This is a genomic window from Polaromonas vacuolata, from assembly GCF_012584515.1.
Classification (GTDB): Bacteria; Pseudomonadota; Gammaproteobacteria; order Burkholderiales; family Burkholderiaceae_C; genus Polaromonas; species Polaromonas vacuolata.
The window spans coordinates 996,246-1,013,381 of the sequence record NZ_CP051461.1; the positions used below are offsets into that span (position 1 = coordinate 996,246).

Sequence of the window (17,136 nt, forward strand, 5' to 3'; positions counted from 1 at the left end):
AGGTCTGCTGGCGCGCAGTCGCGCTGGTCTACCGGTTTTATCGTTGCATTAAAGCAACGCTACCACATGGCTTTCAATTTATAAAACCGAGTTATCAATTTTTTAAGCTTGAAGCAGTATGCGCAGCATACGGCGAAGTGGTTCAGCCGCGCCCCAAAGCAGTTGGTCGCCCACTGTGAATGCTCCCAGATACTCAGGACCCATGGCCAACTTGCGCAGTCTGCCAACTGGAATTTGCATGGTGCCTGTGACGGCCACTGGTGTCAGGTCCTTGAGCGTAGCTTCGCGGTTGTTCGGTACAACTTTGACCCAAGCGTTGTCAGCTGCAATCAGGGCTTCGATATCAGCTAGCGGTACATCTTTCTTAAGTTTGAACGTCAGCGCTTGGCTGTGGCAGCGCATCGCACCTACGCGCACACAAAAGCCGTCGACTGGCGTTGCTGGTGTACCAAAGCCAGGGCCTTGGCCGAGTATTTTGTTGGTTTCTGCGCCGGCCTTCCATTCTTCCTTGGTCATGCCGTTGCCAAGGTCTTTGTCTATCCATGGAATCAAGGAGCCACCTAGCGGCACGCCAAAGTTAGCAGTTTCCAGTGCGTTAAGGCTTTGCTGCTTGAGCAGCAGACGGCGGTCGATTTCTAAAATCGCTGACTTTGGATCGTCGAGCAGGGTTTTGACTTCTGCATTGAGCGTGCCGAACTGAGTAAGTAGCTCACGCATATGCTGAGCACCACCACCGGAGGCCGCTTGATAGGTCATGCTGGTCATCCATTCGACCAAGCCGGCTTTGTACAGTGCGCCAACGCCCATCAGCATGCAGCTGACGGTGCAGTTGCCGCCAACCCAGTTATTGCCGCCTTTGGCTAAGGCGTTTTGAATCACGGGAAGGTTAACCGGGTCCAGCACTATGACCGCGTCGTCGTTCATGCGCAGTGTTGATGCGGCATCAATCCAATGGCCTTTCCAGCCGGCTGCGCGCAGCTTAGGGAAAACTTCTGCGGTGTAGTCGCCGCCTTGGGCGGTGATGATGATGTCGCAGCGTTTGAGGGCGTTTATGTCGAAAGCGTCCTGCAGCACGGTTTCATTTTTGGCTTGGCTAGGTGCTTTGCCGCCGGCGTTTGAGGTCGAAAAAAACAGCGGTTCGATGAGCTCGAAGTCGCCTTCGGCTTGCATACGGTCTATCAGCACGGAACCGACCATGCCGCGCCAGCCTACGAGTCCGGTGAGATTGCCTGAGAGTTTCATTGCATTGCCCTTGAAAAAGTTCTGGAAAGAAGGCTTTTTTCCCGGCTCATCGAGCCGGTGGGGCACGACGAGGCAGGCTGCTCAGCCTTTGTTTGTCGTTTTAATGGAGGTGGTCTGCGCAATAAGCGGCCCAAAGCGGATCACGTGCTGGGCGGCGATCTGGTTTTGGGCGGTGACATTCATGTGCATATCCTGAAGTGTAACCGCCTGCCTTCAGCGCTTTGCCCAGAGCAAGGTGATTAGTCCCGAGACATGGCCTTGACCACGGCTTCACCCATTTGCGCGGTGCCGACCAAAGACGTACCTTCACTGAAAATATCGGCGGTGCGCAAGCCTTGCGTGAGTACGCTGTCGACAGCTTTTTCAATCCGCGCTGCCGCTTCCGGTTGGTTCAAACTAAAGCGCAGCATCATGGCTACGCTCAATATCGTGGCCAGTGGGTTGGCCACGTCTTTGCCGGCGATGTCTGGCGCGCTGCCGTGGCTAGGTTCGTACAAGCCTTGGCCTTTGTCGTTCAGGCTGGCCGAAGGCAGCATGCCTATGCTGCCGGTAAGCATGGCGGCGGCGTCCGACAAAATGTCGCCAAACATATTGCCGGTCACGACTACGTCGAACTTCTTTGGTGCGCGCACCAGCTGCATGGCGGCGTTATCGACATACATATGGTCAAGCGCGATATCCGGGTATTGAAGGCCGATTTGCGTGACGACATCTTTCCAAAGCTGGAAGGTCTCCAGCACGTTGGCTTTGTCTACGCTGGTCACACGTCCTTCGCCGCCAGCCGCCTTGCGTTTGCGGGCTGCTTGAAACGCAACGTGAGCGATACGTTCGATTTCAGGACGCGAGTAGCGCATGGTGTCAAAGGCTTCTTCGGCGCCGGGGAAATGCCCGTCGGTAGCGATGCGGCGACCGCGCGGCTGGCCGAAGTAGATGTCACCCGTCAGCTCTCTAATGATTAGTATGTCTAGGCCTGAGACTAACTCGGGCTTGAGGCTAGACGCTTGGGTCAGCTGGTCGTAGCAGATGGCTGGGCGAAAGTTGGCAAACAAGCCAAGGTTTTTACGCAGACCCAAAATCGCTTGCTCTGGGCGCAGCGGACGGTCTAGCGTGTCGTATTTCCAGTCGCCTACTGCGCCGAACAGTACTGCATCGGCATCCATGGCTAACTTCAGCGTGGACTCTGGCAAGGGGTGGCCATGAGATTCGAAGGCCGCGCCGCCTACCAATGCGGATTCGGTTTCAAATTTCAGGTCTAGTACATTGAGAACCTTGACGGCTTCTGCAACGATTTCAGTGCCAATGCCGTCACCGGGAAGAATTGCGATTTTCATATTTTGGTATTTCTTTTTTTTAGGGTTGCAAGTGTCAAGCTGCGGTGCCACCGGGCACGGTGTTGGCTAGCCACGGCTTGGTTGCTAGGCGTTCGGCTTCAAAGGCTTTAATTTTGTCGCTGTGGCGCAAAGTCAGACCGATGTCGTCCAGTCCATTGATCAAACAGTATTTGCGAAATGGTTGCACTTCAAACGGCAATTCTTCGCCCTGCGCTTTGATGACGACTTGGCGCTCCAAGTCTATCGTCAAGCTATAGCCGGGAAAGCCTTGGCATTCGTCAAACAGCTGTGCGACTTGGTCTTCCGGCAAGGTGATGGGCAGCAAGCCATTTTTAAAACTGTTGTTAAAGAAAATGTCGGCGTAGCTAGGCGCGATGATGGCGCGAAAACCATATTGGTCTAGCGCCCAAGGTGCATGTTCGCGCGAGGAGCCGCAGCCAAAATTTTTGCGCGCCAGTAGTACTGATGCACCGCTATAACGCGGCTGGTTCAGCACAAAATCTGGATTCGGTTTGCGGCTGGTCGGGTCTTGGCCGGGAAAGCCAGCATCGAGGTAACGCCAAGCATCAAAAAGGTTTTGGCCAAAGCCGGTTTTACGTATGGACTTTAGGAATTGCTTGGGAATGATGGCGTCGGTATCGACGTTCTCGCGGTCCATTGGCGCGACCAGGCCTTTGTGTAGGTTAAATTTCTGCATATTATTTCTTCATTGAGTTTTCGATGGCCGATCCGGCCCTTTGCACATCCTGACCCACGCCCCTAATGGTGTTGCAGGCAGATAAAAGACCGACTGCAACAAGGCTTAGACAAATCAAAGCGAGTTTGGTTTTTTTCATGTGGGTGCTGCTTTGGGTAAAACGTTAGAGTCAGCGTTAGATGTAGCGGCGAACATCGACAAAATGGCCGTGTACTGCAGCAGCGGCAGCCATAGCTGGACTGACCAAGTGAGTGCGACCACCAGCGCCCTGACGACCTTCGAAATTGCGGTTGCTAGTCGATGCGCAGCGCTCGCCGGGTTCTAATTTGTCGGCATTCATGGCCAAGCACATAGAGCAGCCAGGTTCCCGCCATTCAAAGCCAGCGGCTTTAAATATGACGTCTAAGCCTTCTCGTTCAGCTTGTTCTTTGACCAATCCTGAGCCTGGCACAACCATCGCAAGCTTGATATTTTTCGCGACTTTTTGGCCTATTTTTTGGATGATGGCCGCGGCCTCGCGCATGTCTTCAATCCGGCTGTTGGTGCAAGAACCTATGAAGACTTTGTCGACATAAATATCGCTCATGGCTTTGCCCGGCTCCAAGTCCATATAAACCAGTGCGCGCTCTATGGCGCTGCGCTTGCTCAAGTCTTTTTCTTTTTCCGGGTCTGGCACATTGCCATTGATGGAGACCACCATTTCGGGCGAGGTACCCCAGCTCACTTGCGGCAAGATTTCGCTGGCATCGAGCACAACCGTGGCGTCAAAAACCGCATCGGCGTCGGACTGCAGCGTGGCCCAATGTTTCACCGCCATGTCCCACTCAACACCAGTGGGCGAGAGCAGTCGGCCTTTGACGTAGTCGATCGTTTTTTGGTCAACTGCGACCATACCAGCGCGCGCACCGCCTTCGATGGCCATATTGCAGACCGTCATACGGCCTTCCATGCTGAGCGCACGAATGGCGGCGCCGCCAAATTCAATCGTGTAGCCAGTACCGCCTGCCGTGCCAATTTTGCCAATAATGGCCAGCACTATGTCTTTAGCCGTACAGCCGCGCGGCAAAACACCATCTACCCGTATCAGCAAATTTTTGGCTTTTTTCGCCAATAAAGTTTGCGTCGCCATCACGTGCTCGACTTCACTGGTCCCAATGCCGTGAGCCAAGGCACCAAAAGCGCCGTGGGTTGAGGTGTGTGAGTCACCACATACGACCGTCATGCCAGGCAAGGTGGCGCCGTTTTCAGGGCCCATCACATGGACTATGCCTTGGCGGCGTGACAAAAACGGAAAGAATGCGGCGGCGCCGAATTCCGCAATATTGCTGTTGAGCGTGGTGATTTGCTCTTTGCTGACCAAGTCTGTGATGCCGTCGTAACCCAGTTCCCAGCCGGTGGTTGGCGTGTTGTGGTCGGCGGTGGCGACGATTGAGCTGATGCGCCAGACCTTGCGGCCGGCTTCACGTAGGCCCTCAAACGCTTGCGGGCTGGTGACTTCATGCACCAGATGTCTGTCGATATACAAAATGGCTGTGCCGTCTTCTTCGGTATGAACAACGTGCTCATCCCAGATCTTGTCGTAAAGCGTGCGTCCCATGAAAAGTCCTTAGTGGTTTGAATGAATTTTAGGCTGCTGTGTGGCGGCTCAGGTGCTCAACTAGTAGCCGGGCTGTCACAGGCAGGGTTGAAAAGTCTCGGGCAACGAGTTTTATCTGACGTGTTGCCCAGTCGTCTAGCAGTTCAACGGCTTGAAGCTCGCTGGTGCCGCGCATCAGTTCAAAAGCGCGCTGCGGCATTACTCCCAGCCCTAGGCCGTTATGAATCATGCGGCACATGGCGTCCAGCCCAGTCACATGTATGCGTAATTTGATGGTACGGCCTAGCGCTGCGGCAGTTGCCCGCATGGCCAAATAAATTGAGCTATTCGAGTCCAATCCGACTTGGTCGTAGTCCAAGGCAGCTTCAAAATAAATCGGGCCTTGATCGCACAGTGCATGAGCTGTTGGCACGATTAATACCAACTTGTCGCTGCGGTAGGGCAATGTCTGAAGTTCACCCGCCCCGTCAGCAGTATTGCAAATACCTAAATCTGCTGCGCCTTCCAGCACGGCGCGCACGACCTCTGTGCTCAGGTGTTCTTCAAGGTCAATCTTGATTTCGCTGTGCTGGTTGATAAAAGCGCCCAAGTCTTCCGGCAAAAACTGCACGGTGGCTGAAATGCTGGCATGCACGCGTACGTGGCCGCGCACACCATCGGCATATTCGCTCAGTTCAGCTTGCATTTTTTCTAAGCTAAACAGGACTGAGCGCGCATGATGCAGCAAGCTTTCCCCGGCCGGAGTGATGTTCACGCCGCGTGCGTGGCGGTATAACAAGCTCGTGCCTAAAGTAGCTTCGAGATCGCTAAGACGTTTGCTGACGGCTGATGCAGCAATGAATTCGCGCTCGGCCGCCTTGCCTATGCTGCCTTGTTCGCACACGGCCACAAACAACTGAAGCGAAGTCAGGTCTATGCGGCGGGCGAAATTGCGATCAGAGCTTTTGGATGACATGGATTTTAGTGGTCGTATCTTGCGACGACTTTCCATTTTGGCATTAATAAATAATCCCAGTCATCGTAATATGAGATGACTAACATGCCCGAGGCGCTGAGCTTGACGTCAAGCATTGGCTCAGAGCACTTATTTAAATAGCTAAGAAATTAGCCTGTAAATAAAAAAAGGCCGGAAAGAAGTCTTCCCGGCCTTTTGTATCTCACGAGATTTTGGGCTCGTGATTTTGTTTGACGGTTTTTTAGCGCTTTACGATTGGCATCACATCACGGGCAGCAGAGCCAGTGAACAACTGGCGTGGACGGCCGATTTTGTACTCTGGGTCACCAATCATTTCGTTCAGCTGAGCAATCCAGCCCACGGTGCGGGCCAGCGCGAACACTGCGGTGAACAGTGGCACTGGAATACCAATAGCGCGCTGAACGATGCCGGAGTAGAAGTCCACGTTAGGGTAGAGCTTGCGGGAGACAAAGTAGTCGTCTTCAAGTGCAATTTTTTCCAGTGCCATGGCGAGCTTGAACATCGGATCGTTCTCTAAGCCCATTTCTTTCAGCACTTCTTTGCAGGTTTCCTGCATCAGCTTGGCGCGTGGGTCGTAGTTTTTGTAAACACGGTGACCAAAACCCATCAGTTTGACGCCTGAATTCTTGTCTTTGACTTGTTTGATGAAGTCGCCGATTTTCTCGATTCCGCCTTGCTTTTGAATGTCACCCAACATGTTGAGTGCCGCTTCGTTGGCGCCGCCGTGTGCTGGGCCCCAGAGACATGCCACGCCAGCAGCAATCGCTGCAAACGGGTTGGTGCCAGATGAGCCGCATAGGCGGACGGTCGATGTTGATGCGTTTTGCTCGTGGTCAGCGTGCAGTATGAAGATGCGGTCTAGTGCGCGCTCTAATACTGGATTGACAACGTACTCTTCACAAGGTGTAGCAAACATCATGTGCAAGAAATTACCGGCGTAGCTCAGGTCATTCTTGGGATACATGTAGGGCTGGCCCACCGTGTATTTGTAAGCCATGGCAACCAAAGTAGGCATCTTGGCAATCAGGCGAATCGCGGCGATTTCGCGGTGCTGTGGATTCGTGATGTCGGTGCTGTCATGATAAAAAGCTGAGAGTGCGCCCACCAAGCCAGTCATGATGGCCATCGGATGCGCATCGCGGCGGAAGCCACGCAGGAAAAACTGCATCTGCTCGTTGACCATGGTGTGGCGTGTCACGAGTTCTGAGAAGTCTTTTTTGCCCTGTGCGTTTGGCAACTCACCGTGCAGCAGCAGGTGGCAAGTTTCCATGTAATCGCAGTTGGTGGCTAATTGCTCGATCGGATAGCCGCGGTATAGCAACTCACCCTTGTCGCCATCAATATAAGTAATTGCAGATTGGCAAGCCGCGGTGGACATGAAACCCGGATCATAGGTAAACATGCCTGTTTGACCATAAAGTTTACGAATGTCGACAACATCAGGACCAACATTTCCCTGGTAAATCGGCATTTCCAGGCTAGGGCTTCCATCGCTAAAGGACATGGTGGCTTTGTTGTCGGCTAACTTCATTGCGTTCTTCTTTCTATTCAGGTCAAACTTAAGGGTGATAAGAAGCTACGCGGCAGGCCGCAGCATTAGTAGGACTTCCCGGGCTTCAGGAGTAGAGGCGTTAGCCTTGGAATCTGCCTCAATTAATTGCTCAGGCTCTTTGCGTCTTAGCAGCAGGTCGAGCAGGTCATTGTCAGACAGTTCCATTAGATCATTCAAGCCTTGGGCTTGACTGACGCTAAGGGTAGATTCGTAGCTGTTAAAGAACTTTTCTATCAGTAAATCGTTCTCTAGCAGGCCGCGGCGGCAGCGCCAGCGCAGCTTGCTCAAAGAGCGCTGATCGAGCAAATCACTGCCGGCTGCCGCACTAGGTATGGCGGCTGCAGCGCTAGCTGCATTAGAATTCGATTCTGACATGGGTTTTATTAAATCGAGCGTAAAACCATCATCTCTTTGATCTTGCCAATCGCCTTGGTTGGGTTCAAACCCTTAGGGCAGACATCGACGCAGTTCATGATGGTGTGGCAGCGGAATAAGCGGTACGGATCTTCCAGATTGTCCAGACGCTCGGCGGTCGCTTCATCGCGTGAGTCGGCGATGAAACGGTAGGCTTGCAGCAAGCCTGCTGGGCCTACGAATTTATCTGGATTCCACCAAAAACTTGGACAGGCTGTCGAGCAGCTGGCGCACAAAATGCATTCGTACAAGCCATTGAGCTCGTCGCGCTCTTCTGGGCTTTGCAGACGCTCTTTTTCGGGTGGCAAGTTGTCATTGATCAAGTAAGGCTTAATCGAGTTGTACTGCTTGAAAAACTGCGTCATGTCGACGATTAAGTCGCGCACAACGGGCAGACCTGGTAACGGCTTGAGTGTGATGACACCGGGCAGGGTGCGCATATTGGTCAAGCAAGCCAGACCGTTTTTGCCGTTGATGTTCATGGCGTCAGAGCCGCAAACACCTTCACGGCATGAGCGCCTAAAGCTGATGCTTGGCACCTGGGCTTTGAGCTTCATGATGGCGTCTAGCAACATGCGCTCGCTGCCGTCAAGCTCGACCTGTACGGTCTGCATATAGGGCTTGGCGTCGGTATCGGGATCGTAGCGATAAATATTAAATGTACGTAATGTCATGGTGTTCTTTCCTTGTGTCTTTTTAATTGGACGGTAGGAGCCTGAGAAAATGCTCAGGCTTTTTTAACGCAGGGCTTAGAAGGTGCGCACGGTCAGTGGAATGGATTCAACTGTGAGCGGCTTCATTTGCACAGGCTTGTAGCTCAGGCGATTGCCTTCTTTGTGCCACAGCGTGTGTTTGTGCCATTCGTCGTCGTTGCGACCATTTGGATGCTCTGGCGTATCACCGTAGTCATCTACAGAGTGAGCACCACGGCTTTCGCGGCGCGCGGCGGCGGACACGATAGTCGCTTCTGCGGCTTCGATCAGGTTTTCGACTTCTAGCGCTTCGATACGTGCGGTGTTGAAGATTCTGGACTTGTCCTTCAGTCCTATCTTGTTGACACGCAAACGTAGTTCAGCAATCTTGGCCACGCCCTCATCCATGATGGCTTGGGTGCGGAAAACGCCAGCATATTTCTGCATGGCGGTACGTATGTCGTTAGCCACATCTTGTGCGTATTCGCCATCGGTAGCTTCGTCAAGACGTGCAATTCGGGCCAGCGTCGCGTCGGCAGCATTCTCTGGCAAACCGGTATGGGTAAGAGAGCTGTTGTTCTCCACAATGTGGTTACCAGCCGCGCGGCCAAACACCAGCAAGTCCAGCAGCGAGTTGGTGCCTAGGCGGTTACCGCCGTGCACGCTCACGCAAGAGCATTCGCCGACTGCGTACAAACCGTTGACGATGACGCTTTCGTTGGCATCGTTTTGAGTCACAACTTGGCCGTGAATGTTGGTCGGTATGCCGCCCATTTGATAGTGAATCGTTGGCACCACGGGGATTGACTCTTTGGTGATATCGACATTGGCGAAATTGTGGCCAATCTCGAACACCGAAGGCAGACGCTTCATGATGGTCTCTGCGCCCAGATGCGTCATGTCAAGGTTGATGTAGTCCTTGTTCGGACCGCAGCCACGGCCTTCTTTGATTTCTTGGTCCATGCAGCGAGAGACGTAGTCACGTGGTGCCAAGTCTTTGTACGCTGGTGCATAACGCTCCATGAAACGCTCACCCGTGCTGTTGCGCAAAATTGCGCCTTCGCCGCGGCAGCCTTCGGTCAGCAATACGCCTGCACCGGCTACGCCTGTGGGGTGAAACTGCCAAAATTCCATGTCTTCGAGTGGAATGCCAGCGCGTGCTGCCATGCCCAAGCCGTCGCCGGTGTTGATATAGGCATTGGTAGAGGCTGCAAAAATACGGCCCGCACCGCCGGTGGCCAGCATGGTGGTCTTGGCTTCAAAAATGTGCACGTCACCGGTTTCCATTTCAATGGCGGTGACACCGACTACATCGCCAGCCTCATTGCGAATCAAATCCATCGCCAACCATTCGACGAAGAAGCTGGTTTTTTCTTTGACGTTTTGCTGATACAGCGTGTGCAGCATGGCGTGACCGGTACGGTCAGCAGCAGCGCAGGCGCGCTGGACAGACTTTTCACCGTAGTTGGCGGTGTGGCCGCCAAATGGACGCTGGTAAATCGTACCGTCTGGGTTGCGGTCAAACGGCATGCCCATGTGCTCTAAGTCATAAACCACTTTAGGCGCTTCACGGCACATGTATTCAATCGCGTCTTGATCACCCAGCCAGTCACCGCCTTTGACGGTGTCATAAAAATGATAGTGCCAGTTGTCTTCCGACATATTGCCCAGTGCAGCGCCAATTCCGCCCTGCGCTGCCACGGTATGGGAGCGGGTTGGGAATACTTTGGATAGCACGGCGACGTTCAAACCAGCACGGGCTAGTTGCAGCGAGGCACGCATGCCGGAGCCGCCTGCGCCAATGATGACGACGTCAAATTTACGCTTGGGGAGTTTGGAGCTAGAGGTCATGGTTTTCTCTGAAATTGACTAGCTAGTCGTGCGGCAGGATGGCCGGCCGACTGCTCGATAGGGGTTTGCCTGACAAATAAACAATGGGTTCAAAGCTGCGTCAGGACCTTGTTGGCAATGGTTGTCGTAGTGCTTTTTATCTCAAAGACGCCACAGCACTTGAACACTCCAGCCGCTACAAGCGAGCAGCCAGACAATCGTGAAAACATGCAGGCCAAGGCGTAGGCCGACTGGCTTGACGTAATCCATCCAGATGTCGCGCATACCTACCCAGACATGCCAGAGCAGGGCGACGATGATGGTGAAAGTCAAAGCCTTCATCCACTGTGAAGAAAAGATACCGGCCCACTTGTCATAGCCAATCGGGCCTTTGTTCAAGATTAGCTGAGCCAATACCAGTAGCGTGAATAAAGCCATTAGCGCAGCCGTTACACGCTGGGCTAACCAGTCGCGCAGACCGTAGTGAGCGCCAACAACAATGCGTTTACTTCCGTAATTTACAGACATGGTGTTCTTCTTTTTGTGATGAATTAATAAAGACCAAACAGCTTGGCGCCGAGGATCACGGTCAGGCCAATACTCACAATCAGTGTGAAGATTGCCGATGACTTGCCAAACTCTTTCGTTGCCGCCGAGTGACTGGTATCCATGCGCAGGTGACGCAAACCGGCAAGTATGTGGTGTAAGGATGCCCAAATCAAAGCCAGCGCCACGAGTTTCCAAATCACGCCTGGCAAGCCCAGCATGCCGACTTCAAACGCGCCTTTAAAGCGCATAAAAGACACTTCAGACGATACCGATGTGTCGAACATCCAAATGATGAAAGGCATCAGGAGGAACATGATGGCGCCACTGACACGGTGCAAAATTGAAACGATTCCTGCGACCGGCAAGCGGTAGCTTGGCAGATCTCTGAAGGCGTTAATGTTGCGAAATTCTGGCCGCTTTTTGCTGGTGGCTTGCATTGGTTCAGACATGCTTGGCTTTCTTTGTTTTTAAGTAACTGCGATGTAACTCGCAAAATCTTCAGGATCCGTAAATTCTATTGCAATGCAGCATTGCATCACGACGTATGCGAATTTGTTCTTCAATGTTTTTTGTGTTTCTCATCGTACGATTTTTTCTTCAGTATTTATTTAACGCTGATCGATACCTTATCGCCAACATCAGTTGAGTATTTCGTCATGTCTGGTTTGAATATTTGTTATAGGACATCGAGATCAGACAACATTTCGGCGGCCTGTTTGCGCAGCGCTAAACGATCTTGATCAGTCATGCGTTGCAAATTCTTAATCATCAGCGCTGTGCGTGGATTGCTAGACATATCTTCTTCGTGGCGGTCAAGAAAATTCCAGTAGAGCGTGGTTATCGGGCAGGCATCTGGGCCAAGCCGAGCTTCTGGCGAATACGCACAGCCATCACAGTAATTGCTCATTCGCTTGACGTAGGCGCCGCTGGCCACATAGGGCTTTGAGGTAAAACGCCCACCGTTGGCAAACAGCGCCATGCCGGCCGTGTTGGGCAGTTCCACCCATTCCACCGCATCTACATATACCGCGAGATACCAGTCGCAAAGCTGCTGCGGTTCAATTTGCGCTGTGACACCAAACATACCTGTGATCATCAGTCGCTGAATGTGGTGGGAATAACCATTGGCCAATGTTTGCTTCAAGCTTTGGCGCATGCAGTTCATTTTTGTCTCACCCGTCCAATACCACTTGGGCAGGGCATTGGTGTGACCGAAATGGTTGGCTTTTTTCAGCTCTGGCATGTCCAGAAAGTAAACCCCGCGCATAAATTCGCGCCAACCCAGAACTTGGCGAATAAAGCCTTCGACGCTGGCTAAGTCTAGGTCTCGTTCGCGATAGGCGTTTTGCGCCGCCATCACGACTTCGAGAGGATTGAGTAGTTTGAGGTTGAGTGAGCTCGACAGCAGGGCGTGCCAGCCAAAGTCCATACCCGTCCACATCGCGTCTTGGTGAAGGCCGAATAAAGGCAGTCTGTGGGCGATGAAGTCGTCCAATGCCGTCAATGCTTGCTCGCGCGTGACCGGCCAATTAAAGCGGGCCAAGTCGCCGGGATGCTTGGTGAATTTTTCTTCCACTAAGGCCAGCACATCTTGGGTAATGCTGTCCGACTCAAAAACCAGTGGCACGGGCAGTTGCTGCGGCCCTTTGCGGCCAAAGCCTTTGCGGTTTTCTGCGTCAAAATTGAATTTGCCGCCCAACGGCTTTTCGCCGCAATCTTCCATCAGTACGCGGTATTGCTTACGCATGCGGCGATAGAAAAACTCCATACGCAAGCTGGCGGACTGACCGGCCCATTGGTTGAAGTGGGGCAGACTACATAAAAAGTGCCGGTCTTCGCGCCATTCGAGCGTGATTTTTGCGCCACTGTCTTTCACCGTCTGCTCAATCTGGGCTCGAACTCTGAGATCGCCCGGCTCGACACCAATAATTCGTTGCGGTTGGTGTTTGTCAATGGCTTGTTGTAAGCCTTGGCCTAGCGTTTTGTCGCCTTCAACATCCAGCGATCGGTACTCGACCGGCCAGCCGCGGGATTTCAGGCTTTCAGCGAAATGCCGCATAGCAGATAAAAACAAAGCGCTGCGCACTTTGTGTGACCAGACGTGGGTTGATTCTTCAAACGACTCAACCATCAATACCGAATCCAGCGCCGGATCGAACCCGTCGAAAGCTGCTGAATCATGATCGAGTTGATCACCTAGGATCAACAGGATATTACGGCGCGGTATTGATTTCATACCAATTATTCTAATAAAAAACTCATTAGTATTATTTGTAACATGGTTTTGCAACTTTGCATGGCTTACTTTTTTGCTGCGGCATTGACAACAGCCTTGGATTTGCTAGCGCGGCAGGCGTCTGAACAGTATTTGACGTCGTCCCAGTTTTTAGCCCAGCTTTTGCGCCAAGTCATTTCCCGGCCGCAGGCGACGCAGGGCTTGCTCGGCAGACTGGATTTATTTCCTTTAAAGCCCATGTGCTGTGCTCAGTTCAGGACGTTGAAGTAGTGATGGCTGTCTGTGCGGTAGTAACCACGGCGCAACTCCATGGGTAAGTCTTGGTAGGTGTAGGCGATGCGTTCAACGCAGAGCAAGGGTGTGCCTGGCGCCACTTTGAGCAGCAATTCGCGCCCATTGACTGCGGCTACCGCACGAATTTTTTCTTCTGCCCTGACCATACGTACATTAAATTCGGTTTCAAACAATGCATACATTGCGCCGTGGTGCTGGCTCAGGCGTTCTGCGTTCAAGCCTTTAAAAGGGGTGGCCGGCAACCAGAGGTCTTCCAAAATGGTGGGTACACCGACAAAACTCAGTACCCGGCGCACCTGAAGCACGGCGTCGCCTGTGCGAATCGCCAATGCACGGGCGACTTCTGCGCTTGCACGAATTTTTTTGCAGTCAATGATTTCACGTTGGGCCGGACCCTCGGCGCCCGGCGCGCCGCTGTCGGGCGCTAGCTTTAGAAACCGAAATTGCACATGTTGCTCAGAGTGCGTCGCCACGAAAGTACCCTTGCCTTGGCGCCTCACCACCAGGTTCTCAGTGGCCAGCTCGTCAATGGCTTTTCGTACCGTTCCCTGACTCACACCAAAGCGAGCAGCCAAATCCATCTCGGAAGGAATAGCTTCACCCGGTTTCCATTCGCCTGACTGCAGGCTTTGCAGTATCAAAGCCTTGATTTGTTGATATAGCGGGCTAAACGCTGGCGCCGCAGCCACCACCACTGGTACTGGCACTGAAGCGCGCGCCGTAGGGGCGGGCGGCTTGGCTTCAAACAAAGCGTTTGCGGCGTTAGGGGTGGAGTGTGTTGCGGCCATGGTGCTAGCTTTTTGTAGATCTGTATCATATCTTATATAAGACATAAGACAAGTTGACCTTTTCGTCAGTTCGAGCGTAGAATCCCGGGTTAGAGTTGGCGCAGTGACGCATGCGAGTACTTAAGCCAGCACTTGATATGGCTTACCCGCCGACGTAATCCGCCTGATTTTTCTAACCAACATGAAAGTTTTACCATGATCAAAAAGCCAGTCCGTGTCGCCGTTACCGGTGCAGCAGGTCAAATCGGTTACGCATTGTTGTTCCGCATCGCCTCAGGCGAGATGCTGGGAAAAGACCAGCCAGTGATTTTGCAATTGCTTGAAGTGCCAGTTGAAGGTCCACAAAAAGCCCTCAAGGGCGTGATCATGGAGCTCGATGACTGCGCTTTCCCGCTGCTCGCTGGCATTGAAGCCCATAGCGACCCAATGACTGCTTTTAAAGACACCGATTACGCATTGCTGGTCGGTGCTCGCCCACGTGGCCCGGGAATGGAACGCGCTGATTTGTTGGCTGCCAATGCGCAAATTTTCACAGCTCAGGGCAAAGCACTCAACGCTGTTGCCAGCCGCAATGTCAAGGTCTTAGTCGTCGGCAATCCAGCCAACACCAACGCCTACATCGCCATGAAAAGCGCGCCAGATTTGCCGCGTAAAAACTTCACCGCGATGCTGCGCCTTGACCACAATCGTGCACTCAGCCAGATTGCCGCTAAAACCGGTACAAAAGTTGCTGACATTGAAAAGCTCACGGTCTGGGGCAACCATTCACCCACCATGTACGCCGACTACCGTTTCGCCACGGCTAACGGCAAGATGGTCAAGGACTTGATTAACGACCAGGTCTGGAATGCAGACGTATTCTTGCCAACCGTTGGCAAGCGCGGCGCTGCCATCATTGAGGCGCGCGGTGTGTCGTCTGCTGCCTCAGCAGCTAACGCCGCCATTGATCACATGCGTGATTGGGCGCTGGGCAGCAATGGCAAATGGGTCACCATGGGCATTCCTTCGGACGGCCAATACGGTATTCCTGCGGATGTGGTGTTTGGCTTTCCAGTCACTACCGAAGGCGGCGAGTACAAGCTAGTTGAAGGCCTAGAGATAGACGCTTTCAGCCAAGAGCGCATCAACAAAACCTTGGCCGAGTTGCAGGGCGAGCAAGACGGCGTCAAGCATCTGCTCTAAGCCATTGAAAAGCAGCAAAACATTGGGAGACAGCGTGTGAGTGACTTCATTCATCCGCGTGTCGCATTGCTAGGTGCGCAATCTGGCGCTTGGCAACTCCCAGTCTGCGACCACTACAGTGGTGTTGAAGCCTTGATGCGCAAAAGCTTGAAACTTCAAGCCGACATGCAACAAGAGTTCGGCAGCTGCCTTTTTGATGTCACGCTCGACTGTGAAGACGGTGCGCCCGTGGGTGGTGAAGCCGATCACGCCGAACTAGTCAGCGCCTTAGTCCTACAAGCAGAGAGTAAATCGCGTGTTGCCGTTCGCGTACACCCAGTCGGGCACGCCGCCTTCGAGCAAGACATAGACATCATCGTGCGCCAAGCTGGCCACCAGCTATGCCACCTGATGTTGCCCAAGGTTGAGTCGCTTGCCGATATCGAAAGTGCCTGCAGCGCACTGGATGCCGTTGGCAATAACGCGCTTGCCCTGCATGCGCTGATTGAGTCGCCTTTGGCAGTTAGCAATGCGTTCGAAATTGCGGCCCATCCACGGGTTCAGTCTTTGAGCTTTGGTTTGATGGACTTTGTTTCCTCTCACGCCGGTGCGATTCCCCAATCGGCCATGAATAGCCAAGGCCAGTTCAGCCATCCGCTGGTGCTGCGCGCCAAGCTTGAGATCGCCGCGGCCTGCCACGCTAATGGCAAAGTACCGTCGCACTGCGTGGTCACCGAATTTTCCGACAAGCAAGCCCTGCAATCAGTAGCCCGGCGCGCCGCCCAAGAGCTGGGCTATATGCGGATGTGGAGTATTCATCCGAGCCAGATTTTGCCAATCCTCGCCGCTTTTGCGCCGGATCAAAGCGAGATTGATGATGCGGTTGAAATCATTGCCGCTGCCATCAAAGCAGATTGGGCGCCCAGCGCTTACGCGGGCAAGCTACACGACCGCGCCAGCTACCGTTATTTTTGGCAGGTGCTAGAGCGCGCTCACCAGACTGGTCGCGAGTTACCGCTCTCGACGCAGCAATATTTTGCCAACCCGATTTGAATTTCTTTTGTCGATCGCACCAGCCCCAACAGAAAACTTTATGAAAAAATTATTTAACCTTAAGCGTCTCGCCAATGCACTGTCGGTTGGCTTGATGGCGGTTTCAGGGCTGGCTTGGTCTCAGACTGCGCCCTCGCCAGATACGTCAGAAAAGGCCAAACCTGCAGCGAGCGCCAAAAAAGCCGTGACTAAAAAAGTTCAGGCTAAAAAAGAACCTGTGAAACCTGCGCGTGCGGCACTCAAGCTCGACGCCATAAACCTCGCGGTGGCGGCCGAAGCCGCCGATGCTGCGCTAACCCCCGACGAACTCGATATTGCTTCCCGCGTCTACATAGGCAAGCTGCCATGCGAGCTAGGTGCAAATGTGACCCTCAGTGCTGACGAAAAAAATCCGGGCTACTTTCACGTAGTCGGAAAAAACTTTAAGTACTACATGTTTCCAGTTGCCACCACGACCGGTGCGATCCGTTTGGAAGACCGCAAGGCTGGCGCTGTCTGGCTGCAATTGGCGAATAAGTCCATGCTGATGAATAACAAGCTAGGTACGCGCCTAGCCGACGAGTGTGCAAGTCCAGCGCAAGTGGCGGTGGCCGATGCGCTCAAACTCAATCCAGTCAGCGTGTTCGACGCTCCTAAGCCGGCTTTGCCAGCAGCATCGTCTGCCCAAGCTGAAGCCGAGGCAGCGCCGGCGAAATAAGCCGGTGCACCCCAAGTTTCTTCATTT

Annotated in this window: 18 protein-coding genes; 3 read left to right on the forward strand and 15 right to left on the reverse strand. The window is 53.3% G+C overall.

What is annotated here, in order from left to right; genetic code table 11:
- Nucleotides 1–102 precede the first annotated feature (102 nt).
- From asd to HC248_RS04765, 15 genes are all read right to left on the reverse strand, one after another.
- Complete coding sequence (gene asd / locus HC248_RS04695) at nt 103–1,242, reverse strand: aspartate-semialdehyde dehydrogenase (protein ID WP_168921497.1); 1,140 nt, start codon at nt 1,240–1,242, stop codon at nt 103–105.
- 239 nt (nt 1,243–1,481) lie between these two features.
- The gene (gene leuB / locus HC248_RS04700) at nt 1,482–2,573 is read right to left on the reverse strand and encodes a 3-isopropylmalate dehydrogenase (RefSeq protein WP_168921498.1); all 1,092 of its coding nucleotides are present in this window, start codon (nt 2,571–2,573) and stop codon (nt 1,482–1,484) included.
- A gap of 34 nt (nt 2,574–2,607) precedes the next feature.
- Nucleotides 2,608–3,270 (reverse strand): 3-isopropylmalate dehydratase small subunit, encoded by a 663-nt coding sequence (gene leuD, locus HC248_RS04705; protein WP_168921499.1) that lies wholly within the window; start codon nt 3,268–3,270, stop codon nt 2,608–2,610.
- Nucleotide 3,271: 1 nt separating this feature from the next.
- Nucleotides 3,272–3,409 carry an entericidin A/B family lipoprotein gene (locus HC248_RS04710; RefSeq protein WP_168921500.1) on the reverse strand — a complete coding sequence of 46 codons (138 nt, stop codon included), beginning with the start codon at nt 3,407–3,409 and terminating at the stop codon, nt 3,272–3,274.
- 36 nt (nt 3,410–3,445) lie between these two features.
- Nucleotides 3,446–4,867, reverse strand: coding sequence for a 3-isopropylmalate dehydratase large subunit (gene leuC, locus HC248_RS04715; RefSeq protein WP_168921501.1), 1,422 nt, complete (start codon nt 4,865–4,867; stop codon nt 3,446–3,448).
- A 28-nt stretch (nt 4,868–4,895) separates the two neighbouring features.
- Nucleotides 4,896–5,822, reverse strand: coding sequence for a LysR family transcriptional regulator (locus HC248_RS04720; protein WP_168921502.1), 927 nt, complete (start codon nt 5,820–5,822; stop codon nt 4,896–4,898).
- Between the two features lie 241 nt (nt 5,823–6,063).
- Entirely contained in the window at nt 6,064–7,374 is a 1,311-nt protein-coding gene (gene gltA / locus HC248_RS04725; protein WP_168921503.1) for a citrate synthase, read from the reverse strand.
- Nucleotides 7,375–7,419: 45 nt separating this feature from the next.
- The gene (locus HC248_RS04730; protein ID WP_168921504.1) at nt 7,420–7,770 is read right to left on the reverse strand and encodes an FAD assembly factor SdhE; all 351 of its coding nucleotides are present in this window, start codon (nt 7,768–7,770) and stop codon (nt 7,420–7,422) included.
- A gap of 8 nt (nt 7,771–7,778) precedes the next feature.
- Nucleotides 7,779–8,483 (reverse strand): succinate dehydrogenase iron-sulfur subunit, encoded by a 705-nt coding sequence (locus HC248_RS04735; RefSeq protein WP_168921505.1) that lies wholly within the window; start codon nt 8,481–8,483, stop codon nt 7,779–7,781.
- A 75-nt stretch (nt 8,484–8,558) separates the two neighbouring features.
- The gene (gene sdhA / locus HC248_RS04740; protein WP_168921506.1) at nt 8,559–10,352 is read right to left on the reverse strand and encodes a succinate dehydrogenase flavoprotein subunit; all 1,794 of its coding nucleotides are present in this window, start codon (nt 10,350–10,352) and stop codon (nt 8,559–8,561) included.
- Between the two features lie 141 nt (nt 10,353–10,493).
- On the reverse strand, nt 10,494–10,859 hold the full coding sequence (gene sdhD / locus HC248_RS04745) for a succinate dehydrogenase, hydrophobic membrane anchor protein (protein WP_168921507.1): 366 nt from the start codon (nt 10,857–10,859) through the stop codon (nt 10,494–10,496).
- A gap of 23 nt (nt 10,860–10,882) precedes the next feature.
- A complete protein-coding gene (gene sdhC, locus HC248_RS04750; RefSeq protein WP_168923670.1) occupies nt 10,883–11,317 on the reverse strand; it encodes a succinate dehydrogenase, cytochrome b556 subunit in 435 nt (144 codons plus the stop codon).
- A gap of 239 nt (nt 11,318–11,556) precedes the next feature.
- A complete protein-coding gene (locus HC248_RS04755; protein ID WP_168921508.1) occupies nt 11,557–13,116 on the reverse strand; it encodes a cryptochrome/photolyase family protein in 1,560 nt (519 codons plus the stop codon).
- A gap of 65 nt (nt 13,117–13,181) precedes the next feature.
- A complete protein-coding gene (locus HC248_RS04760; protein ID WP_168921509.1) occupies nt 13,182–13,355 on the reverse strand; it encodes a DUF2256 domain-containing protein in 174 nt (57 codons plus the stop codon).
- Nucleotides 13,356–13,364: 9 nt separating this feature from the next.
- Nucleotides 13,365–14,198 (reverse strand): GntR family transcriptional regulator, encoded by an 834-nt coding sequence (locus tag HC248_RS04765; RefSeq protein WP_168921510.1) that lies wholly within the window; start codon nt 14,196–14,198, stop codon nt 13,365–13,367.
- Nucleotides 14,199–14,393: 195 nt separating this feature from the next.
- Here HC248_RS04765 and HC248_RS04770 point away from each other — a divergent pair, with 195 nt between their 5' ends.
- The 3 genes from HC248_RS04770 to HC248_RS04780 are packed head-to-tail and all read left to right on the forward strand — an operon-like array spanning nt 14,394 to nt 17,109.
- Nucleotides 14,394–15,380, forward strand: a complete 987-nt coding sequence (locus tag HC248_RS04770; RefSeq protein ID WP_168921511.1) for a malate dehydrogenase — start codon at nt 14,394–14,396, stop codon at nt 15,378–15,380.
- A 36-nt stretch (nt 15,381–15,416) separates the two neighbouring features.
- A complete protein-coding gene (locus tag HC248_RS04775) occupies nt 15,417–16,412 on the forward strand; it encodes an HpcH/HpaI aldolase/citrate lyase family protein (protein ID WP_238342718.1) in 996 nt (331 codons plus the stop codon).
- 40 nt (nt 16,413–16,452) lie between these two features.
- Nucleotides 16,453–17,109: a hypothetical protein gene (locus tag HC248_RS04780; protein ID WP_168921512.1), complete on the forward strand. Its 657-nt coding sequence runs from the start codon at nt 16,453–16,455 to the stop codon at nt 17,107–17,109.
- The last annotated feature ends 27 nt before the right edge of the window (nt 17,110–17,136 follow it).